Origin of the sequence: Pseudomonas sp., assembly GCF_050739995.1 — a bacterium.
GTDB lineage: Bacteria > Pseudomonadota > Gammaproteobacteria > Pseudomonadales > Pseudomonadaceae > Aquipseudomonas.
The window spans coordinates 1-21132 of sequence record NZ_JBOICG010000738.1 but is presented as its reverse complement, the minus strand read 5'-3'; the positions used below and the strand labels follow the sequence as shown (position 1 = coordinate 21132).

General features: G+C 58.7%; 20 protein-coding genes. 12 read left to right on the top strand and 8 right to left on the bottom strand.

The features are described 5' to 3' along the window. Positions 1–88: 88 nt before the first annotated feature. Positions 89–997 carry a 50S ribosomal protein L3 N(5)-glutamine methyltransferase gene (gene prmB, locus ACRESD_RS25070; RefSeq protein ID WP_431753363.1) on the bottom strand — a complete coding sequence of 303 codons (909 nt, stop codon included), beginning with the start codon at positions 995–997 and terminating at the stop codon, positions 89–91. Between the two features lie 238 nt (positions 998–1235). Here prmB and ACRESD_RS25065 point away from each other — a divergent pair, with 238 nt between their 5' ends. The 5 genes from ACRESD_RS25065 (at position 1236) to ACRESD_RS25045 (ending at position 4018) form a co-directional block, all read left to right on the top strand. Then, positions 1236–1826 (top strand): cysteine hydrolase family protein, encoded by a 591-nt coding sequence (locus tag ACRESD_RS25065; RefSeq protein WP_431753362.1) that lies wholly within the window; start codon positions 1236–1238, stop codon positions 1824–1826. A gap of 140 nt (positions 1827–1966) precedes the next feature. Further along, positions 1967–2287 carry a hypothetical protein gene (locus tag ACRESD_RS25060; RefSeq protein WP_431753361.1) on the top strand — a complete coding sequence of 107 codons (321 nt, stop codon included), beginning with the start codon at positions 1967–1969 and terminating at the stop codon, positions 2285–2287. Between the two features lie 75 nt (positions 2288–2362). Beyond that, positions 2363–2920, top strand: a complete 558-nt coding sequence (locus tag ACRESD_RS25055; protein ID WP_431753360.1) for a Smr/MutS family protein — start codon at positions 2363–2365, stop codon at positions 2918–2920. A gap of 78 nt (positions 2921–2998) precedes the next feature. Then, on the top strand, positions 2999–3544 hold the full coding sequence (gene folE, locus ACRESD_RS25050; protein ID WP_003442011.1) for a GTP cyclohydrolase I FolE: 546 nt from the start codon (positions 2999–3001) through the stop codon (positions 3542–3544). Between the two features lie 102 nt (positions 3545–3646). After that, positions 3647–4018 (top strand): glutathione S-transferase N-terminal domain-containing protein, encoded by a 372-nt coding sequence (locus ACRESD_RS25045; RefSeq protein ID WP_431753359.1) that lies wholly within the window; start codon positions 3647–3649, stop codon positions 4016–4018. Between the two features lie 106 nt (positions 4019–4124). On the opposite strand, the gene ACRESD_RS25040 is transcribed toward ACRESD_RS25045, so the two are convergent. The 3 genes from ACRESD_RS25040 to ACRESD_RS25030 are packed head-to-tail and all read right to left on the bottom strand — an operon-like array spanning position 4125 to position 7061. Further along, positions 4125–4445 (bottom strand): AtuA-related protein, encoded by a 321-nt coding sequence (locus ACRESD_RS25040; protein ID WP_431753358.1) that lies wholly within the window; start codon positions 4443–4445, stop codon positions 4125–4127. Further along, a complete protein-coding gene (locus tag ACRESD_RS25035; RefSeq protein WP_431753357.1) occupies positions 4442–5767 on the bottom strand; it encodes an acyclic terpene utilization AtuA family protein in 1326 nt (441 codons plus the stop codon). The genes ACRESD_RS25040 and ACRESD_RS25035 overlap by 4 nt, the downstream gene beginning before the upstream one ends. 1 nt (position 5768) lies before the next feature. After that, complete coding sequence (locus ACRESD_RS25030) at positions 5769–7061, bottom strand: CitMHS family transporter (protein WP_431753356.1); 1293 nt, start codon at positions 7059–7061, stop codon at positions 5769–5771. Positions 7062–7172: 111 nt separating this feature from the next. On the opposite strand from ACRESD_RS25030, the gene ACRESD_RS25025 reads away from it, so the two are divergent. Continuing rightward, positions 7173–8081 carry a LysR family transcriptional regulator gene (locus ACRESD_RS25025; protein WP_431753355.1) on the top strand — a complete coding sequence of 303 codons (909 nt, stop codon included), beginning with the start codon at positions 7173–7175 and terminating at the stop codon, positions 8079–8081. On the opposite strand, the gene ACRESD_RS25020 is transcribed toward ACRESD_RS25025, so the two are convergent. Both ACRESD_RS25020 and ACRESD_RS25015 read right to left on the bottom strand, forming a co-directional pair. Continuing rightward, the gene (locus ACRESD_RS25020) at positions 8078–8680 is read right to left on the bottom strand and encodes a glutathione S-transferase family protein (RefSeq protein ID WP_431753354.1); all 603 of its coding nucleotides are present in this window, start codon (positions 8678–8680) and stop codon (positions 8078–8080) included. The two genes, ACRESD_RS25025 and ACRESD_RS25020, sit on opposite strands and share 4 nt — an antisense overlap. Before the next feature lie 10 nt (positions 8681–8690). Beyond that, a complete protein-coding gene (locus tag ACRESD_RS25015; RefSeq protein ID WP_431753353.1) occupies positions 8691–9857 on the bottom strand; it encodes a PLP-dependent aminotransferase family protein in 1167 nt (388 codons plus the stop codon). Positions 9858–9938: 81 nt separating this feature from the next. Between ACRESD_RS25015 and ACRESD_RS25010 the strand changes: the two genes are divergently transcribed. The 3 genes from ACRESD_RS25010 to ACRESD_RS25000 all read left to right on the top strand — a co-directional run bounded on the left by ACRESD_RS25010 (position 9939) and on the right by ACRESD_RS25000 (position 12549). Beyond that, positions 9939–10373 carry a MarR family winged helix-turn-helix transcriptional regulator gene (locus ACRESD_RS25010; protein ID WP_431753352.1) on the top strand — a complete coding sequence of 145 codons (435 nt, stop codon included), beginning with the start codon at positions 9939–9941 and terminating at the stop codon, positions 10371–10373. Positions 10374–10549: 176 nt separating this feature from the next. Beyond that, positions 10550–11896: an NCS2 family permease gene (locus tag ACRESD_RS25005; protein WP_431753351.1), complete on the top strand. Its 1347-nt coding sequence runs from the start codon at positions 10550–10552 to the stop codon at positions 11894–11896. Between the two features lie 11 nt (positions 11897–11907). Further along, a complete protein-coding gene (locus ACRESD_RS25000; RefSeq protein ID WP_431753350.1) occupies positions 11908–12549 on the top strand; it encodes a LysE family translocator in 642 nt (213 codons plus the stop codon). On the opposite strand, the gene ACRESD_RS24995 is transcribed toward ACRESD_RS25000, so the two are convergent. Both ACRESD_RS24995 and uraH read right to left on the bottom strand, forming a co-directional pair. Next, positions 12530–17731, bottom strand: a complete 5202-nt coding sequence (locus ACRESD_RS24995) for a dermonecrotic toxin domain-containing protein (protein WP_431753349.1) — start codon at positions 17729–17731, stop codon at positions 12530–12532. The two genes, ACRESD_RS25000 and ACRESD_RS24995, sit on opposite strands and share 20 nt — an antisense overlap. A 153-nt stretch (positions 17732–17884) precedes the next feature. Next, positions 17885–18238: a hydroxyisourate hydrolase gene (gene uraH, locus ACRESD_RS24990; RefSeq protein WP_028617268.1), complete on the bottom strand. Its 354-nt coding sequence runs from the start codon at positions 18236–18238 to the stop codon at positions 17885–17887. A 345-nt stretch (positions 18239–18583) separates the two neighbouring features. Between uraH and puuE the strand changes: the two genes are divergently transcribed. Genes puuE through alc form a run of 3 tightly spaced genes read left to right on the top strand, consistent with a single transcriptional unit; the run spans position 18584 to position 21059 of the window. Further along, positions 18584–19510 (top strand): allantoinase PuuE, encoded by a 927-nt coding sequence (puuE, locus tag ACRESD_RS24985; RefSeq protein ID WP_286837867.1) that lies wholly within the window; start codon positions 18584–18586, stop codon positions 19508–19510. Continuing rightward, positions 19507–20022 (top strand): 2-oxo-4-hydroxy-4-carboxy-5-ureidoimidazoline decarboxylase, encoded by a 516-nt coding sequence (gene uraD, locus ACRESD_RS24980; protein WP_431753348.1) that lies wholly within the window; start codon positions 19507–19509, stop codon positions 20020–20022. Before puuE ends, uraD begins: the two co-directional genes overlap by 4 nt. 41 nt (positions 20023–20063) lie before the next feature. Further along, positions 20064–21059, top strand: coding sequence for an allantoicase (gene alc, locus ACRESD_RS24975; protein WP_431753347.1), 996 nt, complete (start codon positions 20064–20066; stop codon positions 21057–21059). Positions 21060–21132: the final 73 nt, after the last annotated feature.

The following is a 21132-nucleotide window of genomic DNA, read 5'->3' as shown; positions in this document are numbered from 1 at the left end:
GTATCAGCCAATACATTAGGTGACTGATCCACCGCATTCGCGAGCAAGCCCGCTCCCACACTGACCATATTCCTACAGCAACGCCAGCTTAAACCCTAGCGGCGAAGATGGCTTGATGCGCTCGGCATTGCTCAGCCGTCAGCATGAACACACCATGACCACCGCGCTGGAAGTCCAACCAGGCAAAATCCACTTCCGGGTACAACGCCTCGACGTGCACCTGACTGTTGCCGACTTCGACAATCAGCAAACCCTTCTCGGTCAAGTGGTCCGCCGCCTCGGCCAGCATGCGCCGCACCAGGTTCAAGCCATCATCACCACAGGCCAGGCCCAGCTCCGGCTCGTGCTGGTATTCATCCGGCATGTCAGCGAAGTCTTCGGCATCGACATACGGCGGGTTGGACACGATCAAGTCAAACCGTTGGCCCGGCAGACCGTCGAAGCCATCCCCTTGCACGGTATAAACACGTTCATCGACGCCATGGCGCTCGATGTTCTGGTTGGCGACTTCCAAGGCTTCGAAGGACAAATCGCCCAGCACCACCTCGGCGTTCTGGAATTCATAGGCACAGGCAATACCGATGCAACCGGAGCCCGTGCACAGGTCGAGGATGCGCGCCGGCGGCTGGGCCAGCCAGGGTTCGAAGCGGTTTTCGATCAGTTCACCAATCGGTGAGCGTGGGATCAACACACGCTCGTCGACGATAAACGACATTCCGCAGAACCAAGCCTCTTTCAGCAGGTAAGCGGTAGGTACTCGCTCGTGAATGCGGCGATGCAACAAACGCTGCACGTGGGAGATTTCTTCTTCTTCCAGGTTGCAGTCAAGGTAGCTATCAGCAATTTCCCAAGGCAGGTGCAAGGCGCCGAGCACCAATTGCCGGGCTTCGTCCCAGGCGTTGTCGGTGCCATGGCCGAAAAACAGGTCTTCCCCATGGAAACGGCTGACAGCCCAACGGATATGGTCGCGCAAGGTGCGCAGGCGGGAAGTGATCACGGGGCAAGCTCCTGGAAAAAACGACTGGCGATTCTAACAGCCTTCGCCTGTCCCTTCGATGTACGAAAACCGTTCGCCATCCGTCGGAATTCATCCAATTTGCCATCATTGTCCTAAACAAGCCGCCCACTTGACATCGCTGCACGTCAACAACGGCGTACCTTACGATGGTAGCGATTCACAGAACCGCTCAGCCAGTGGACAATGTCGCAAAAGCCCCCCTCACAGGAGCCCCAGAATGTCCGTTCCAAAGACGATGTTTCAACTCAGCGGTCGCGGTTACGCAGCAGCCAACCTGAACCATGCGACCCTCGTGATCATCGACGCCCAGAAGGAATACCTCAGCGGCCCACTCGCCCTCTCGGGCATGGACGCAGCAGTCGGTAACATCAAGCAGCTTGTGTCATCCGCGCGCAACGCCGGGCGTCCGATCGTGCACGTGCGCCACCTGGGCACCGTCGGCGGCCTGTTTGACCCACAAGGTGAGCGCGGCGAATTCATCCCGGGCCTGGAACCCCTCGCTGACGAAACCATCATCGGCAAGTTGCTGCCCAGTGCGTTCCACGGCACCGGCCTGGAAAAACACCTGCAAGACCTCGGCTCCCTGGACCTGATCGTCTGCGGCTTCATGAGCCACTCCAGCGTCAGCACTACCGTGCGCGCCGCCAAGAACCTGGGCTTTCGCTGCACCCTGGTGGAAGACGCCTGCGCCACCCGCGACCTGCCTTACAAAGGCGGCATCCTGAGTGCAGAACACGTACAACAGACCGAAATGGCCATCATGGCCGACAACTTCGCAACCCTCGCGTTGACCAAAGATCTGATCTGATCGACTTCTGATGAGCGGTGTGGCGTGTTTATTGCCCCGCTCATCCGCAACGCCCTCTCATTCGGCGCATTTACCTCTCTCTCAGGAACAACTTGTGTATCTTCCGGTCGAAGGGCCGATACCCTGGAGGAAAGGTCGGAATGAAGATATCCGATGGTTTTGATGCCCGTCGCTTGCGCCCCAAGGGCCCGAGCAACTGGCGTCTGCGCCTGGTCGCCGGCTTTGCCGCGCTGCTGGCGATAGTAGGTCTGATGTTGGCCGGCGCTGGTGGCGCCGGTTTGTTTGGTCACTCCCCCGCCCTGGGTGAACTGAATGCCAGCCCTGGCGGTTCGGCCATCTTGTTGGCGATCGGGCTGTTGGTGCTATGGCTGGGCGTGTGGTTGTGGCGTCGCAGTCGTCGACGGATGCGCCAGCCGTTGTCACTGAACATCGCTTCGCACCTGATGAAAAAGCACGACTGATGGCACTTGGATAGCGTTTCCTGCGCCCCGGCCGCCGCGATTTAGGTAAACTGCCCGCCCTTCGCGGAGGCTGATATGCAAGACGACGATTTTTCCCTGTTCAAAAACGAGCTGCGCGGTGTCAAGCCGATCAAGCACGACCGCGCCGACACCGGCAAACCCAAGACCGACCGGGCGCAGATCGCCAAGCTGCGCCAGGCCGCGACTGTGCGCACCGATGCCACAGCAGTGGATGGTCTCTCGGACCAGTTCGTGATCGACGTCGGCCCCGAAGATGAGTTGATGTGGGCGCGTGATGGCGTGCAGGAAAGCCAGATGCGCAAGCTCAAGGTTGGGCAGATCCCGTTCGAAGGCAGCCTCGACCTGCACGGCATGAGCGTCGAGAAAGCCCGCGAAACCCTTTGGGCCTTCCTGGCCGAAGCCACTAAATTCGAGATCCGCTGCGTACGCGTCACCCATGGCAAGGCCGTGCGGCTGGATGGCAAACGCCCAATGATCAAGAGCCACGTCAACACTTGGCTGCGCCAGCACGCCCAAGTGCTCGGTTTCACCTCGTGCCAGGCCCGCCACGGCGGCGCCGGCGCGGTGTATGTGATGCTCAAGCGCACCATGATGGAAGGACGCGACGAGTAACAACTGCCATCGTCAGGCTTGCAGCGATGGGTCGGCCACCGTACCCTTGCGCTTTGCGAAAAACCCACAGGTAGTTTCATGTCCCTGGAACAGAATTACACCGCGATCCTCGGCCAGCTCGGCGAGGACGTTTCCCGCGAGGGCCTGCTCGACACGCCAAAGCGTGCTGCCAAGGCGATGCAGTACCTTTGCCGCGGCTATGAACAGACCCTGGAAGAAGTCACCAACGGTGCCTTGTTCAGCTCTGACAACAGCGAAATGGTGCTGGTCAAGGACATCGAGTTGTACTCGTTGTGCGAACACCACTTGCTGCCGTTCATCGGCAAGGCCCACGTTGCCTACATCCCCAGCGGCAAAGTGCTGGGCCTGTCGAAGGTAGCGCGGATTGTCGATATGTATGCGCGCCGCCTGCAGATCCAGGAAAACCTCAGCCGCCAGATCGCCGACGCAGTGATGCAAGTGACCGGTGCCCTGGGTGTGGCCGTCGTGATCGAGGCCAAGCACATGTGCATGATGATGCGCGGTGTGGAAAAACAGAATTCGTCGATGATCACCTCGGTGATGCTGGGTGAGTTCCGCGAAAACGCGGCGACCCGTAGCGAATTCCTCAGCCTGATCAAGTAACAGGCTGCGTACGAAAAAGCCGGCGTTCATCGCCGGTTTTTTTTCGCCTGCAGAATTGAGGTAAGCTGCGGCCCCTTCTGTCATGGGCAAGAGGTTTCAGCCATGTTCGTCAAAGCACTTCGAGTGGGCCTCGGCCAAATCATCATCGCGGGGGACTTCCTGACTCGCCCACGCAAAAAGGCGCGTCTTGCTGAACAGCAGGCAAAGGTCAATGAAGCGGCCAAGGGCCTGACCCTGTATCAGTTCCACGCCTGCCCGTTCTGCGTGAAGACCCGCCGCACCCTGCACCGTCTGAATGTGCCGGTGGCGTTGAAGGATGCGAAGAACAACGAGCAAGACCGCCAGACCTTGCTGGAGCAAGGCGGCAAGATCAAGGTGCCGTGCCTGCGCATTGAAGAGAATGGCCAGACCACCTGGATGTATGACTCCAAGGTGATCATCGATTACCTGGACAAGCGTTTCGCCGCAGTCTGACTGACACCGCGATCAGTGTAGGAGCTGGCTTGCCTGCGATGGCGGTGGGTCAGCTTGCATCTCTACTGCTGAAACATCGCCATCGCAGGCAAGCCAGCTCCCACATTCAATTTTGCATTGCCAAGTCGAGATCGAGTAGCGCCGAACCCAGGCACTTGCCATGGGCATCCAGGGCCAGCGAACGGGTGACGCCGCCGCGCAAAATACCCGGCAGCACGAAGTTCAGCGCCTGTACGTTCGGCAGTTCATAACGCCGCACCGGCGCTGCGTCCGGCTCGCGCAAGCCGGCGAAGAACTCGGCCACGCGCTCGGCGGTCAGCTGTTCGCACAGCCATGAATAGTCTTCGGCGCGGTACACAATGATCGAGATGTTCGACGTGTCGCCCTTATCTCCGGTACGGGAATGGGCCAGCGTGTGCAATTTCATGCTTCGATCCTCGGGTTGACCTGGCTGCGCGGCAGCATCAACGATGCCACCGCCACCACCTGGCGTACGCTCTTACTTGCACCTCCACCGCCGGACGGGCCGTTGGTGTAGAGGGTTTCCACTTCATTACCGACCCGCACCGCCTCGCTGCGATCTGCACAGCGGGCAGCCACACGCAGGCGTACTTCCCAGGGTTCGACGCTGCTGCGCGGGCCGTGCAGCGAATCCATGCCGATTAATTCGGCGCGCACGTCCTGCATTCTCACGCCCGTCAACTCAAGACGCTTGAGTACGATTTCCCGCGCCATCTGCGCACGTGCGACAGCACCTGGGCCGCCGTAGGACATCTGCCCTTCGCCGATCCAACCGTCCAGATAACCAACGCTGACCTTCAACTGCTCGGGCCGCGCACGGCCAGCAGCGCCGTGTGCGCGAACGCGATCAACGCCCTCCTCCATGAACGCCACTTGGGAAAAATCCGCAGTCACATCCGGCGTCAGATATGAGGCAGGATCATGTACCTCGTAGATCAGTTGTTCGGTGCACGTGGCGCGACTGACCCGCCCACCCGAACCGCAGACCTTGGTGATGACTGCTTCGCCATCAGGGCCAATCTCGGCCAGGGGGAAGCCCAGGCGCGCCAGGTCCTCCACATCCTTGAAACCGGGATCGGCAAAATACCCACCGCTGACCTGTCCGGCACACTCAAGCAAATGCCCCACCAATGTCCCACGCCCCAGGCGCGGCCAGTCGTCAGCCGCCCAGCCGAACTCGAACATCTGTGGCGCCAGGAACAACGACGGGTCGGCTACGCGACCGGTGATGACCACATCGGCGTCGGCGCGCAACGCATCAAGAATGCCGTCGACGCCCATATAGGCATTCGCTGAAATCAGCCTGTCCCCCAGGAAACCGACGGTCTGGCCGTTATCCAGCAGAAACTCAGGTTTCAACATATTCAGTACGTCATCGCCGACCACGGCGATCACCTTGAGATCAAGGCCCAGCTCGCTGGCGATACGCCGAACTTCATCGGCGGCGGACACCGGATTGGCCGCTCCCATGTTGGTGATCACCCGTAGACGACGGCCGCCTTCATGCCGACCAACGAATGGCAACACGCGGCGCATGCGTTCACTCAACAACGGGTCATAGCCGCCCTGCGGATCGCTGATACGCGCCTGTTGCGCCAAGGCAATGGTGCGTTCGGCCAGGCATTCGAACACCAGGTAATCCAGGTCGCCCTGTTCAGCCAGCTCCACGGCAGGTTCGATACGGTCGCCGGAATAGCCCGCGCCGGAACCGATGCGTAAGGTTTTCATCTCAAATGACTCCCAGGAGCAACGCGGTCAGGGTCATCAACACCGACGCGGCAAACAGAAAAGGAATAGTGAAGCGCTGGTGATCGGCCAGTTCGATCTTGCACAGGCCCACCAACAGGAAGGTCGCGGGGGTCAGTGGGCTGACCGGAAAACCGGTGGTGTGCACGCCCAGCAACGAAGCCTGGGCCACTTGCAACGGATCGACGCCCAAGGCCTTGCCGACTTCGGCGATCACCGGCATCACACCGAAATAGTAGGAGTCGGGGTCAAACAGCAGGCTCAACGGCATGGAGATGAAACCCACCACGGCCGGAATCAGCTTGCCGTGCCCCGCCGGAATCTGGGCCACCGCCACTTCGGCCATCGCCTTGAGCATGCCGGTGCCTTGCATGATGCCGGTGAACACCCCCGCCGCGAGCAGGATACTGGCCATGGTCAAGGCGGTCTTGGCATGGGCATCGATGCGCGCACGCTGGGCATCCACGTTCGGATAGTTGATGCACAGCGCGACCACGGTGCCGAGCATGAACATCACCACCGGATCGACCCAGCCGGCAATCATCACCACCATCACCAGCACAGTGAGCATCAGGTTGGCCCAGAACAGCCGTGGTCGGCGCAGCTTGATGTCATCTTCACTGAGCAGCCGTTGCGGCACGGCGTCCACCGTGGAGCCGGCGCCCAGGCCCAGGCGTTTTTCCTCACGGCGGCCCAGCCACCAGGCGCAGGCGAAGACAAACACCAGGCCGACGATCTGCACCGGAATCAGCGGCTGGAACAAATCCGCCACCGGCACATGCAACGCCGCCGACGAGCGCAGTACCGGCCCGGTCCAGGGTAAAAAATTGACCCCGGCGGCCATGGCACATACGCAAGCCAGGATGCGCTTGTCGATGCCCAGCCGCGTATACAACGGCAGCATCGCCGGCACCGTGACCAAAAAGGTTACTGCGCCGGAGCCATCCAGGTGTACCAGCAGCGCCAACGTCGCGGTGCCCACGACAATTCGTGTAGGACGTGTCCCTACCGTGCGCAGGATGCGATCAATGATGGGGTCGAGCATGCCGGCATCGGTCATGATCCCGAAAAACAGAATCGCAAAGACAAACATGCCCACCACTGGGGCGACGTTCTTGATCCCGGTGATGATGAAGGCGCTGGTTTGCAGGCCGAATCCGCCGAGCAGTGCGGCAATGATCGGCAAGGCAATCAGGGCCACCAGCGGTGAAAGGCGCTTGCTCATGACAGCAGCGAGCAGGCACAGGATGGTGATGACACCCAGGGTAGCGAGCATGGGGTACTCCAGAGCGGCCTTTGCGGCCGGTTATTGTTTTCCCTGGAGTATTGGAAGCGGGTTAGTCTTTGTAAATTGGAATATTCACCACCTAGTGTTCGGAAAAACAAAATGAAGAACAGTATCCAACACATTCAGGCGTTTCTTGCGGTGGCCCGCACGGGCAGTTTCACCAAGGCCGCTAGCGAGCTGCACCTGTCCCCTTCCGCCCTGACGGTGCAGGTGCAACAACTGGAAGACTGGCTCGGCGTCGCCCTGCTTGACCGCAGCCCGCGCCACGTCAGCATCACCGCCGCTGGCCAGGATGCCCGTGGTCCCATGGAAAAACTGCTGCTGGACCTGGACAACATTGTCACCGGTTCTCGCGACCTGGCGGCATTGCGCAGAGGCGTCGTCACTATCGCCGCCCTGCCCTCCGTGTGCGCGGGCGCCCTGCCCCCGGCTTTGCGTCTGTTCCGCGAGCGCTTTGCCGGGATCGAAATACGCCTGCATGACTTGGTGGCTCACCGTATCCATGCCCAGGTTCGCGAAGGGATGGTGGATTTCGGTATCGGCGTGCGTGCGCGACTGAACCATGGCCTGGAGTTCCTGCCGGTGTTGAACGATCGTTTGTGTGCATTTGTGCCGCTTGATCATCCCCTCACCCGTCATCCACAACTGACGCTGGAGCAGTTGGCGGGACAGTCGATCATCCTCACCGGCCGCGACAGCAGCGTGCGCGAGCAAGTGGATGCATTATTCGATGAAACGCGGCTGACGATGAACGCAGGCATGGAAGCCAACTACATGTCGACGGTTTTGGCACTGGTGCGCCAGGGGTTGGGGATCAGTGTGTTGCCGGAGTCGGCGGCGGACAGCCTGGAAGGTTTAAAGCGGATCAACATCGATCACCCCGGCGTAAACCGGGAGATCGGCTTGATCAGTCGTAGCGGGATGGGCTTGAGCCCAGCGGCGCAGCAGTGTTTCGATCTGCTGAAAGAACAACTCACTGACACACCACATTTTGACCGAGTGAATTAGCTCAGCATGGCGACATGCCTGGGATGGCTGGCAACACGCTTCAACCACGCCTGCACACCCGGATAAGCATCCAAGTCAAAGCCACCCTCTTGGGCGACATGGGTATAGGCATACAACGCCACATCGGCGATAGAGAACTGATCCCCCACCAGATACGGCGTCAGCTGCAACTGGCGCTCCATGACCTTGAGCGCTTTGTAACCGCCCTTGTGCAGTTTTTTGTATTCCTCCAGGCGATCCTCGGGCAGCCCCAGGTAGAACTGGATAAACCGCGCCACCGCGATGTACGGCTCGTGGCTGTACTGTTCAAAGAACTGCCATTGCAGCACCTGGGTCCGCAGGCGCGGTTCGGACGGCAGGAACTCGCTGCCATCGGCGAGGAAGTTGAGGATCGCGTTGGATTCCCACAGGCAGGTGCCGTCTTCCAGTTCCAATACGGGGATCTTGCCGTTCGGGTTCTTGGCCAGGAATTCGGCAGTCTGGGTATCGCCCTTGAGGATATCGACATCGATCCATTGGTACGGGATGCCCAGCAGGTTGAGCATCAACTTGACCTTGTAGCAGTTGCCCGACTTGTAATCGCCATAAACCTTGTACATGGGGCTCCCCTTATGCCGCTTGCGCGTGCTGTGCTTGACGGACCACCGCGGCCAGGCGCTTGAGACCTTCGTCCAGGCGGGCCGGGTCAATATGGCTGAAATTGAGTCGCAACGAGCCAAGATGCAGGTCCGGCTCGGAAAAGAACGGTTCACCGGGCATGAACGCGACGTCCTGTTCTAATGCTTGCGCCAGTAAAGTGCGGGTGTCGAGTGGTTGTTTCAAGGTCAGCCAGAAGAATAATCCGCCCTGGGGCACCTGCCAGTTGGCCAAGTCATCGAAGTGACGCGCCAACGCGGCCTGGAAAGCATCGCGACGCTCACGGTAAAAACTGCGCAGTTGCGCCAGATGCTGCCGGTATTTTTCCGTACCCATCCACTGCATCGCCTGCCATTGACCGACGCGATTGGTATGCAGGTCGGCTGACTGCTTGAGCTTGAGCAAATGCGGGAACAAATCCGCGCTGGCAATCAGGTAACCCACACGCAGTCCCGGCAGCAGCGTCTTGGAGACGGTGCCGGTGTAGATCCAGCTGGCTTTTTTCAAGCGCCCGACGATGGGTTTGGCACTGCCACCATCGAACGTCAGCTCGCGATAGGGTTCGTCCTCGATCAGGGTCACGCCAAACTCATCGAGCAGCGCGGCGACCGCCTCGCGCTTGGCTTCGCTGTAGCGCACGGCCGATGGGTTCTGAAAAGTCGGGATCAGGTAAATGAACGCGGGTCGATGGCGTTCCAGGTTGTCGCGCAACGCCGTCAAGTTCGGGCCATCAGCTTCCAGTTGCACGGTCAGGCAATCGGCGCCGAACAGCTGGAAGATCTGCAACGCGGCCAAGTAAGTCGGCCCCTCCAGCAGGATCTGCGTGCCTTTGTCGATATACAGCTTGGCCGCCAGGTCCAGGGTTTGCTGGGAGCCGCTGACCACCAGCACCTGGCTGGCCTCACAGGGCACGCCCAACGCACGAGCCTCGGCCGCCAACAGTTCACGCAGCCGCGGCTCGCCTTCGCTCATGCCGTATTGGCCGATGTTCAGCGGCATATCATCCCAACTCAGCGCGGGCAGCATGGCCTCGGCCGGTAGGCCACCGGCGAACGACATCACTTCCGGGCGCTGGGCTGCCGCGAGGATTTCACGGATCAAGGAGCTTTTGAGGCGCGTAACACGTTCAGAGAAGGCCATAAGGTCACCGGTAGCGAAGACTGTGGAAAGTACGTCAAACTGGTTGACCGAAATTACGACGACTTCAACGGATACGTCAATATGCTTGACCTTAAAAACCCAACCAGCCAACAAGAAGCCATGCAAGCGTTCTTTTTTGGCTACCAGGCGTTCACCGCCAAGGCCGACGAAATGCTCGAACGCCGTGGCCTGAGCCGAGTGCACCAGCGCATCGTGTTTTTTATCGCGCGCTATCCGGCGTTGAGCGTAAAAGAGCTGCTGGAATTGCTCGGTGTGAGCAAGCAGGCGCTGAATATGCCGCTGCGCCAGCTGCAGGAAATGCACCTGGTCAGCAGCGTCGCGTCCGAGACCGACAAGCGCAAACGCCTGCTGGAATTGAGCGACGAAGGCCGGCGTTTCGAGCAGTCACTGCGCCGGGAACAGGTGAAGTTGCTGCAGCGGGCCTTCAGCGAAGCCGGGGAGGAAGCGGTGACCGGCTGGCTAGCCGTCAATCAAGCATTGAGCGCAGCGAACTAGCAGTGCCCCAACCATTCGAAAACATTATTTGCTTTATTTGTATACAAAAGCATAATCCACTGCGTGCGAGTTCCTGACCTATTGGTCAACAAAACCCGCCAGTACCTCAAAGCGCTGTTGCCCACATTTGTGACCGGCGCTGGAAATAACAATAAAACTCTTGAGGAGTACTCGCTGTGGAAAGCCGCAAATCCGAAGCCCCGACGCTGGACCTTGCCCCCTCACAGAACAGCTGGCTGGAACGCCTGTTCAAACTCAGTTTGCATGGCACCACAGTGAAGACCGAGCTGATCGCCGGCCTCACGACCTTTATCACCATGGCCTACATCATCTTCGTCAACCCCAACATCATGGCCGACGCCGGTATCGATCATGGCGCGGCGTTCGTCGCCACGTGCATCGCCGCCGCGCTGGGTTGCCTGTTGATGGGCCTGTACGCCAACTGGCCAGTGGGCCTGGCGCCGGGTATGGGGCTTAATGCGTTTTTCACCTACACCGTGGTCGGCACCATGGGCTATCACTGGGAAACCGCGCTGGGTGCGGTGTTTATCTCCGGCGTGCTGTTCATGGGCCTGACCCTTTCGCGTGTGCGTGAATGGTTGCTCAACAGTATTCCCGTAAGCCTGCGCCATGCCATGGGGGCAGGTGTCGGCTTGTTCCTCGGCGTGATTGGCTTGAAGACCGCAGGCATCATCGTCGACAGTCCGGCCACCTTGATCAAGCTCGGCTCGCTGCATGAGCCAGCGCCGCTACTGGCAGCCGTGTGCTTCCTGCTCATCGCCATCCTCAGCTACCACCGTGTGTTCGGCGCCATCCTGATCAGTATCATCGCTGTCACCCTCGCGGGGTGGGGCCTGGGCCTGGTGCATTACAACGGCATGATCTCCACCCCACCGAGCCTGGCGCCGACCTGGATGGCCATGGACGTCAAGGGTGTATTCAATATCAGCATGATTAGCGTTGTTTTTGCTTTTCTTTTTGTACACATGTTTGATACCGCAGGTACACTGATGGGCGTCGCGCAGCGGGCCGGATTGGTGAATGCCGATGGGCGCATCGATAACCTGTCCCGTGCCTTGAAGGCCGACAGTGCCTCTAGCGTGTTTGGTGCAATGGTTGGCGTGCCGCCCGTGACCAGCTACGTGGAGAGTGCTGCCGGGGTCGCGGCCGGTGGTCGCACCGGGCTCACGGCCGTGACCGTCGGTGTACTGTTTGTGGCGGCGATGTTTTTCGCCCCGCTGGCAGGCATGATCCCCGCCTACGCCACGGCAGGTGCGCTGATTTACGTGGCAATGCTGATGATGGCAAGCATGGCGCACATCAATTGGGATGAAGCCACCGACAGCATCCCGGCCATTGTCACGGCGATCATGATGCCACTGACCTTCTCGGTCGCCGACGGGATCGCCTTGGGCTTTATCACGTATGTGGCGCTCAAGGCCGGTACCGGCAAGTACCGCGAGATCTCCGCCAGCTTGTGGGTGCTGTGCGCGATCTTTATCGCCAAATTCATATTTCTATAAAGGAGTAACGGATGAACCTGGAAACCTGGCTACTGTTCAGCGGCGCGGCATTGGTAGTGATCCTGATCCCTGGGCCACTGTCACTGTTGATGATCAGCAACAGTCTCAACTACGGCCTGCGTCGTTCGTATCCAGCGTTTCTCGGTGGGGTGTTTGCCTCGATCTGCCTGCTCAGCGCCTCGGCCCTCGGCTTGGGTGCGCTGCTGCTGGCGTCGGAGCAGTTGTTCAGCGCCTTGAAGGTAGTCGGCGCGGCATACCTGTTCTATCTGGCCTGGCAAAGCTGGAAACAATCGCGTCAGCCGACGCACGGTGCCGAAGTTCCGCAGTTGGCCGCCACGCCACGCTTTCGCACGATGTTTGGCCGCGCCTTTGTCCTCGGCGCCAGCAATCCCAAGGACATCCTGTTTTTCGCTGCCTTCCTGCCCCAGTTTCTCAGCGGCGATCAACCGTTCCTGCCACAACTGCTGATCATGATCGCCACCTGGACCGTACTCGACCTGCTCTGCAAGCTGGCTTATGGTTTGAGCGCCCATGGTGCCGCCCGCTACCTGCGCAGCGGCAAAGGCCAAAGCTGGTTCAATCGCATCAGTGCAGGGTTGTTTGGCGGTGCCGGAATGATCTCGCTGATGAAGGTCAGGATGGACTCACTTTGACGAAATAAACGGTGGGAGGGACCGTACCCACGATAGGCCATTGAATGCCTGCCACGATCCGAACCAATCGCCCTTCCTCCATAGCACTTCTGACTCGCGCGAATCTTGGATTCCTTGCGTTTTGGCTAATGGTCGTGTTGAGCCATCTATCAGTCAGCCTTTCTCCCAAATTGACACTCCCTCTCTCCACCCAGTGGAGTGACACGTAATAAAGGGAACTCGAACCGGAATGCGTCGCCGCAAACTCAGATGACCGACCACCGTGGCGTATCACCCTTAGTTGATGAATCGTGAAACCCTGCTGCAGCATCACGTGCTCAACAGCGGCAGCCATCGCAGGGGCGCGCACAGAAGCCGCATGAGATGTAACGACCCACAATGAGGGGTCTAACCTGTGCGGCGTAAAGTCAACACGCGTGAAGCCAGGGGTAACACCTTGGTAGCTAATAAACAAGCGTTGGCGACCCCTTTCGAGAGGCCGCAACATCCTCAGCAAGTCGTCCGTTTGCCCTGGCAGGGCAGGAAGTGGCGGCAACCATTTGTCCAACGTCGTACGAATGTTAAGCAAATGAGTAGCCGTTGCAGAACCCTCCGGCCCAGACAACTCAGTCATGCGCATGACAGTGAAATCTCGACTCCTGGTTGTCATGGTGGGGAAAGCCTCACCTACAGACTGAGCCAACGGCCTGCCGAACAGTGGAGCATGGAGTGTCCACTCGTTCTGCGAGCTAAATGACATTGGAAGGGGTTGTTCATGCAACGCCGTGCTTGCCCAACGCTTGATATCATCGATCGCCTTTGAAGCCAACGGCTCATTCTTTGTCATGAATACAATACGATCCAAAGGCGCCTGATGCCCTTCAGGAAGCAACCTGTAAAAACCGCTGGTCAGATGGTCAAAGGCAACATTCGGTGGGGCGACTCGCGCAACATTATAGGAAAAACCAGAGGCCCCACTTGGAACATGAAAAACGCCAGGTGCGGGAGAAATCACTTGCCGAAAATCTGGGGCAGACACACGCCAACTTACCCAATGATCCGCCGTCGTAGCTGATTGAAGAATCGAATTTTCCGTCGCCGTGCGCACAATGGGCGGCCACCAATCAGGCGGGGGTGACGCTGGTGGCTGCCATGGATTGAGCGTTCTCGAACTCGTCCCCGCCACCGGCTGGGGCGCGTCCGCACCCAGTAACCACTCGCCCGGCTCGTGAATGTTCAGAATCAGTTCGTCCTGACCCGCGACCTGCTGGTTTTTCAGGCGAAATAACGCTTCGTTATTACGCTGGTAAACCGGGTAATGGTGCGTGCCATCCTCCACAAACAGCGCGCCATCCTTCGCATACACACCTTTCTCACCCAGCCCTTTGAGCGCCACCGCTCCCTCGGGCACCGATTTGACCTTGAAACGCTCCAGCGCCGGAAGTTGCCTCACCAATGAAGCCGAACGGGAAACGCCGCTCGGCTCCACACGCAAGCGGCGTATCCGCCCCAAGGCAGGGGGCAGAACTGACCGTACAACGGGAGCCACCGTAACACCCGCTCTCTTGGGACCGGGTACGAAGGTCATTACCAGATTGACTACAAAAAATCTTATCGTATCGGCAAACACGTTTTTATCACGGGGATCGTCAGAACGCTGATAACGCCGCGCCGCAAAGTACAATTCATAGATGTCACTGAACACCCCGAGTATCGGAATAAAGGTACTTAACACCATCCGTATTTTGGCGATGTTATCGTCGCGGAGGCGGCGGACTCGATATTCCTCCAGCGCCTTATTGGAGTAACTGGCCGCCTGTGTCTGGCGTTGCAAATCATGCACATGACCGCGGTACAGCAACGCCTGGGCATTGCAGTTGGACTTGGCGACAATCGCCAGCCAATCCTGAGGATCACTGGCAATCTGCTCGAACACCTGCTCTTCTATCTCACCTTGCAAGAGCGATGGCTCCAGGTGCTTCACGCGGAATACGCGAGACAACCGCCAAATCCCTTTCACAAAGAAAGTACCAGGGGCCACATCCAGTATGTTGACGGCATTGGGTTCAAGCAGAGAATCGAACGTTGCCTGAAAGGCCCAGCCAGGTGCGACCTGCCGCGCCAGCGTCCTGGCGTTATCTGGCAATGCGCCAAAACGGTTCAATTCAGCCCTGGCCTTTTCAAGGCTACTGTACTCAGTGAGCACCAGCGCGTGCGGAGCCTGGGGCCAATAGACCACGCACAGCGCCGAGCGCTTGTCTTGCACAACCACTATCCCCGCGATATAGCGATCATGCTGCATCGTATGTCCCACCAAATGAACCACGTGCAGTTGTAGTTCATGCTGGTTTTCCAACAGGTCCTGCGGCGTACGAGCAGCCATTGCAGTACTGAATACACTTTGCGCTTTCGCCGACAGCCCCTGCTGAACCGCTGAAAAAAGATGATACTCAACGCCCGCGCGCAACACGCGATTCAATAACTCAGGAATACGCCCTTCGGAGAGCGAGTGGTCGGGCTTAACAGGCGGATAAAAAACGTCTCTGATCAAGGTGTCGTACCGGCCGCCGATATCCAGCGAAGAAACTATTTGCCTCAAATGGTTAACGTGAAGTGTGTCTGGCCACGTCCGTCGCAGAGGGCAAGCACGGTCGAATTTATATTGCGTCCAAGGTGCCAAAGGGTCCAGGTTATTCAGCGCCAGTTCCACCAGGCTGAATGCCCTGCACGCAGAGGACGGGGGCAATACCTTCTGCGGGTCCTTCAGGAGACAAGCCTCTTCATAATCACAATAGGTGCCGTGAATATCCCCCGACATAGCCATAAAGGGCTCGTCCAAACCAACCCCCAGGGAGATCCCCTCGCGACGCAAACGGGCAGTCAACTCCTGGCGGGCATACGTGTTCAAGTCCGGCAGACGTTGTTCTTGCCGCGCTAAAAATGCCCAGGCGCTGCTCATGTAAAGCGTCTGCAAACGCCTGAAGTGTTTACGCTTCGTGTGCGTTGCCCCCGTTAACCATGCCGGCAGTTTTTTCGCTTCAAGCGCGACCTTGCGCAGCAGCTCAATATTCGTCTTTGCACGATTCAGAGCGCTATTGCCGGGAACCTGCAGTTGTTGTTCCAGTTCATTCAGCAACAGCGCACGGGCCAACCCGGCATCCTTCACCTCGCTGAAAATGCGCGTGATGTCATCCGTGCTTTTGTACAAGCGATCATAGGACCCAAGGAGCTTCTTGATGGATGCCAATGCCGGCTTGCCATGGATGGGCACATAGCGTACCGCCAAGGTTTCACGTGCCGCATGTGTACGTAAGTCGTTACGCTTATCGCGCTCGACACTCCCCCACAGCACGGTATCGTCCCGACTGGCGAGACTGGCTTTGACGCTTCGGGTCAGCGCCTCCAACCCGGCAAAAGCCATCACCCCGCCCTCCACCCCAAAAGCGTACAGAACGACGGGAAGCTGGCGGATCGGCCTCCTCAGCGCCGCTGCCGTGGTGACCACCCACACGTTATGGAGCGGGTAAAAGGCGTCTGGCTCGCTGCCAATCGCGATTGACAGCACCTGAGCTTGACTGCCAGGGCGCTTGCTTGCCAAAGGCTGCTCTATCACTTCAATCATCAAGTCTCGATGGGCCGTGCCGAGCAGCTTGAGTCGGTGTTGCAACTGAACCTCACAGCGCAGAGCCTCGATCTGGGTGCCCATGAACAACGAAACACGCCTGGGAGTTCCCCCCCCTCCGGGTCGCTCAGCCCAGAAAACCAGATCAAGCAGCCGTGGCAGCGCCTCCTTCATCAACGTGTTCAACGCCTGTGTATGGACCTCCAATTGGCTCATCAACAACAGGAGCTCTTGGTACGCAGGTGTCTCTGCGCCGGGATCATCCAGGGCCAACAGCGCGACCAGGCCTTTTTCGTAGCGTTTAAACTGATGCTCCGCAGTGAGTAACGCCAGACCGGGTGCCAGGCTGGCAAAGACTATTTCTGCATGTCGTCGCTGATGATCCCATTTAAGTAATTGATCACGAATCGGGCCCAGGCGAACGCCACCGATCAATTGCTTCCTGGTGCTCTCCATGAACGTGAGAAAGGGCACCACACCCAACGGCTGAGGCCGGGGGCGCTCTGTAGAGAAAACGTGCGCCAGATTAATCGTAAAGGCGCAGGCCACTTCATTGTTCCACTGCCCCTCCAACAACGACTGTGCGCCTTGCGCCAGCGCATCACCCACAATCTTCAATCCGCGAGCAAACCCGGTTGCCGGCGACAAGTCTGCGGGGGGGCATAACCTATTGCGCCGATTTAACGGCAGGCATTGCCAGAGCTGATGAAAACGCTCTCTGCCCAGCTCCAGCAGACCGCATTGAAGGGCCGTGAAGTTCGGATATTCGTAAAAATTGCGCACCACACCTGGAAGGTAAATCACATGAGGGGCTTCAGCGGGCTCGCCCTCACGATAAATATGCAATGCACCGGGGACCGCCACGGCGGGCGTACCCGGCCACATCAGCTGGCTCACTTGTACGCAGGCCCAATGTCCACCAGCCCGCTGGCGTGCCTCTGCGGTCGGGGCATCGATCACAGCCTGGACCATGGCCATTCCCGCACTCGACAGCTCGTCCAGTTGCCGCGTGATAAAAGCACGGTCAGCGAACAGCCCCATGTGCAACTCGACCCAGCGCTCCTGTCGCGTGAGCCAGGAACCCTCGACCAAAGTATTCCAATAGGTTTTATGCGCACGGATCAGCCGGTCTATCAGCCGCATCTCGATAACCCGTTGCAATACGTCCAACGGGGTATAGGGCAATCGGCGGCTCGGTTCACCCTTTACGCTCAGGGCGGTGAATGAATTGATGTTGATGGCTACAGAAGGCTTGACCAGCAGCAACAATGCCCGATCGGTCAGCGTGTCGACTTTCTCGGGCGCGAGGGGCGGTTTGGGTTCGGTAAACAACAGGCTATCCGGATCGACGTTGAACGCCTTGCGCAATGCGGCCCGAATCACATTCAAGACTTTGGGCGAGCGCCCTATCAGATAGGTGAGCGCCTGTGTCGACTCACCACACCGCAAATCAGCAAGGGCGATCTGGTTAATCAGACGGCTGGGATGAGTGCAGGCGTTGATTCGCCGTCGCAACTGGGTGTGAATCTCCTGTCGCGCGGCTTCGGCAGCAATGTCTGGTTCACCGATATCGAGGCTCATGGTGTTTTCATTCTGAATGAGGAAAACATCCAGCCTAATCACCGTAGACAGCCAAGAGGCGCTAGATAATTGAGCCACGACAGGCAAAAAAAAGCCCGCAGTGTGGGCGGGCGAAACCAACGAAGAGCTTTGGGGGTGTGAAGCAAGGTGACGCTAGCTACCGCGATAGGTGGAGTAGCTGTAGGGCGAAATCAATAGCGGCACATGGTAGTGATCCTGTTCGGCGCTGATGCCGAAACGCAGTACCACCACGTCGAGGAAAGCAGGTTCCGGCAATTGCACGCCACGGGCACGGTAGTAATCCCCGGCGCTGAATTGCAGCTGGTAGACACCACTGCGGTAGTCGTCGCCTTGCAGCAGTGGCGCATCGCAACGACCGTCGCTGTTGGTCACGGCAGTGGCGACCAGCTCCAACTGCGCACCTTCGACGCGGTACAGCTCCACCTTGATCGCGCTGCCGGGGCAGCCGTGTGCGGCGTCCAAAACGTGTGTGGTCAAACGTCCCATGGCGTCTATGCGCCTCCCGTAGTCAGTAGAAGAGTAATCCGCACTTTTTCAGGGCATCGAAAAAGCCGGCGATGGCTGATTAAGACATTTTTCAAAAAAATTGTACACAATAAAAATCACAAACCTTTGGATCTGCCCACCCGTATTGCGTGGGCAGGCAATTGGCGAGTGATCCTTGCTTTTAAACGACCTTTTGTCCATTAGCTGACCAATCAGGCAAGTTTCTTGCTACACCATTCATCGTGAGCCCTGCAGAAAAAATGCAGAAATGTAGGCTTACAAAGTGCGCGATAAGTTGTATACAATCACTCATCGCTAACACGACGAACAAGAAGGAAGACTGCAGTGAGCGCTGACTACCCACGCGACCTGATCGGTTACGGCAGTAACCCTCCTCACCCCCACTGGCCGGGCAAGGCGCGCATTGCGCTGTCTTTCGTACTCAACTACGAAGAAGGTGGCGAGCGCAATATCTTGCACGGCGATAAAGAGTCCGAAGCCTTCCTCTCGGAAATGGTCTCGGCCCAGCCACTGCAAGGCGCACGTAACATGAGCATGGAGTCGCTGTACGAATACGGCAGCCGTGCCGGCGTGTGGCGCATCCTCAAACTGTTCAAAGAGTTCGATATCCCGCTGACCATCTTCGCCGTGGCCATGGCTGCCCAGCGCCACCCGGATGTGATCCGTGCCATGGTCGAGGCCGGCCATGAGATCTGCAGCCACGGTTATCGCTGGATCGACTACCAATACATGGACGAGGCCCAGGAGCGCGAGCACATGCTCGAAGCCATCCGCATCCTCACCGAGCTGACCGGCGAACGCCCACTGGGCTGGTACACCGGCCGCACCGGCCCCAACACGCGGCGACTGGTGATGGAGGAAGGCGGCTTCCTCTACGACTGCGATACCTACGACGACGACCTGCCCTACTGGGAGCCCAACAATCCCACTGGCAAGCCACACTTGGTGATCCCCTACACCCTGGACACCAACGACATGCGCTTCACCCAGGTGCAGGGTTTCAACAAGGGCGATGACTTTTTCGAATACCTGAAAGACGCCTTCGACGTGCTCTACGCCGAAGGGGCCGAGGCCCCAAAAATGCTCTCTATCGGCCTGCATTGCCGCCTGATCGGTCGCCCGGCGCGCCTGGCTTCGTTGAAGCGTTTCATTGAATACGTCAAAGGTCACGATCACGTGTGGTTCACGCGCCGAGTAGACATTGCCCGTCACTGGCACGAAACCCACCCTTTCAAGGGAGCGGCGAAATGACTGCGTTCCAAACCGTCAAACCCTCGACCTTGAGCCGCGACGCCTTCGTCAACGCTTTCGCCGATATCTACGAACATTCGCCATGGGTGGCCGAAAAGGCCTTCGACCTGGGCCAGGACGCCTCGATTGATGAAATCGAGACCCTGCACCAGCGCATGAGCGACATCCTTTTGAGCACCGATCACACCCGTCAACTGGCCCTGATCAATGCTCACCCGGACCTGGCCGGCAAAGCCGCCGTCCAGGGTCAACTGACCCAAGCCAGCACTGATGAACAGGCTGGCGCGGGGATTCACCAATGCACGGCCGAAGAGTTTTCTCGCTTCACCGAGCTGAACGATGCCTACAAGGCCAAGTTCAAGTTTCCCTTCATCATGGCGGTAAAAGGCAGCAATCGGCATCAGATCCTGGCCGCGTTCGAAACGCGCATCCACAACTCGGTGGACACCGAGTTCAAATGCGCACTGGCCGAGATCAACAAGATTGCGTTGTTCCGTTTACTGACCCTCTAACAGACCATCCCCAGCCACTCTATCTAAGGCAGACAAGAAGAATGAAAGCTTACGCCGTACCTTTCGAGAAGTTCGTCAACCTGGCCGACGCCCGCCTGGGCACCAAGATCATCTCCGTGACCGATGACTGGTTCGCCGACGCCAACCGCCTGTTCCAGCCGACACCGGCCGTGTGGAAGGAGGGCGTTTTCGATGACAACGGCAAGTGGATGGACGGCTGGGAGTCGCGCCGCAAGCGCTTCGAAGGCTACGACAGCGCGGTGATTCGCCTGGGCGTGCCAGGTTCGATCAAAGGCGTGGACATCGACACTTCATTCTTCACCGGCAACTTCCCGCCGTCGGCTTCCCTGGAAGCCTGCTTCCTGGCCTCGGGCGAGCCGGATGACAATACCCAGTGGGTGGAAGTGCTGTCGGCCGTCGAGCTGCAAGGCAACAGCCACCACTACCACGAGATCAACAACGACCAAGCCTTCAGCCACCTGCGCTTCAACATCTACCCGGATGGCGGCGTGGCGCGTCTGCGTGTGTACGGCGTGCCGTTCCGCGACTGGTCTTCGGTGGGCGACAACGAACAAGTCGACCTGGCGTCAGCCCTGAACGGCGGTCGTGCCCTGGCCTGCTCCGACGAACACTTCGGCCGCATGAGCAACATCCTCAACCCGGGCCGTGGCATCAACATGGGCGACGGTTGGGAAACCGCGCGTCGTCGTACGCCAGGCAATGACTGGGTGATCGTCGCATTGGGTCATCCAGGCGAGATCGAGAAGATCATCGTCGACACCCTGCACTTCAAGGGCAACTACCCGGACACCTGCTCGATCCAGGGCGCATTCGTGAAGGGCGGCACCGACAGCCAGATCGAAACCCAATCGCTGTTCTGGCGCGAACTGCTGCCGGCGCAGAAACTGGAAATGCACGCTGAACACACCTTCGCCGAGCAGATCAAGGCACTGGGGCCGATTACCCACATCCGCCTGAATGTGTTCCCGGATGGGGGTGTAAGTCGCCTGCGCGTTCTGGGCAAAGTGGCTAAGTAAGCGGTGAACCCAATCGCGGGCAAGCCCGCTCCCACAGGGGAATGCATTCCAAATGTGGGAGCGGGCTTGCTCG

Bases quoted from the DNA above. Each gene is read 5' to 3' on its own strand.
- ACRESD_RS25030 (WP_431753356.1), bottom strand. From the start codon at position 7,061: ATGCTCGCTACCCTGGGTGTCATCACCATCCTGTGCCTGCTCGCTGCT.
- alc (WP_431753347.1), top strand. From the start codon at position 20,064: ATGAAAGCTTACGCCGTACCTTTCGAGAAGTTCGTCAACCTGGCCGAC.
- uraD (WP_431753348.1), top strand. From the start codon at position 19,507: ATGACTGCGTTCCAAACCGTCAAACCCTCGACCTTGAGCCGCGACGCC.
- ACRESD_RS25025 (WP_431753355.1), top strand. From the start codon at position 7,173: ATGAAGAACAGTATCCAACACATTCAGGCGTTTCTTGCGGTGGCCCGC.
- ACRESD_RS25065 (WP_431753362.1), top strand. From the start codon at position 1,236: ATGTCCGTTCCAAAGACGATGTTTCAACTCAGCGGTCGCGGTTACGCA.
- ACRESD_RS24995 (WP_431753349.1), bottom strand. From the start codon at position 17,731: ATGAGCCTCGATATCGGTGAACCAGACATTGCTGCCGAAGCCGCGCGA.
- ACRESD_RS25055 (WP_431753360.1), top strand. From the start codon at position 2,363: ATGCAAGACGACGATTTTTCCCTGTTCAAAAACGAGCTGCGCGGTGTC.
- ACRESD_RS25060 (WP_431753361.1), top strand. From the start codon at position 1,967: ATGAAGATATCCGATGGTTTTGATGCCCGTCGCTTGCGCCCCAAGGGC.
- uraH (WP_028617268.1), bottom strand. From the start codon at position 18,238: ATGGGACGTTTGACCACACACGTTTTGGACGCCGCACACGGCTGCCCC.
- ACRESD_RS25040 (WP_431753358.1), bottom strand. From the start codon at position 4,445: ATGAAATTGCACACGCTGGCCCATTCCCGTACCGGAGATAAGGGCGAC.
- ACRESD_RS25020 (WP_431753354.1), bottom strand. From the start codon at position 8,680: ATGTACAAGGTTTATGGCGATTACAAGTCGGGCAACTGCTACAAGGTC.
- ACRESD_RS25010 (WP_431753352.1), top strand. From the start codon at position 9,939: ATGCTTGACCTTAAAAACCCAACCAGCCAACAAGAAGCCATGCAAGCG.
- ACRESD_RS25015 (WP_431753353.1), bottom strand. From the start codon at position 9,857: ATGGCCTTCTCTGAACGTGTTACGCGCCTCAAAAGCTCCTTGATCCGT.
- ACRESD_RS25045 (WP_431753359.1), top strand. From the start codon at position 3,647: ATGTTCGTCAAAGCACTTCGAGTGGGCCTCGGCCAAATCATCATCGCG.
- folE (WP_003442011.1), top strand. From the start codon at position 2,999: ATGTCCCTGGAACAGAATTACACCGCGATCCTCGGCCAGCTCGGCGAG.
- ACRESD_RS25000 (WP_431753350.1), top strand. From the start codon at position 11,908: ATGAACCTGGAAACCTGGCTACTGTTCAGCGGCGCGGCATTGGTAGTG.
- ACRESD_RS25035 (WP_431753357.1), bottom strand. From the start codon at position 5,767: ATGAAAACCTTACGCATCGGTTCCGGCGCGGGCTATTCCGGCGACCGT.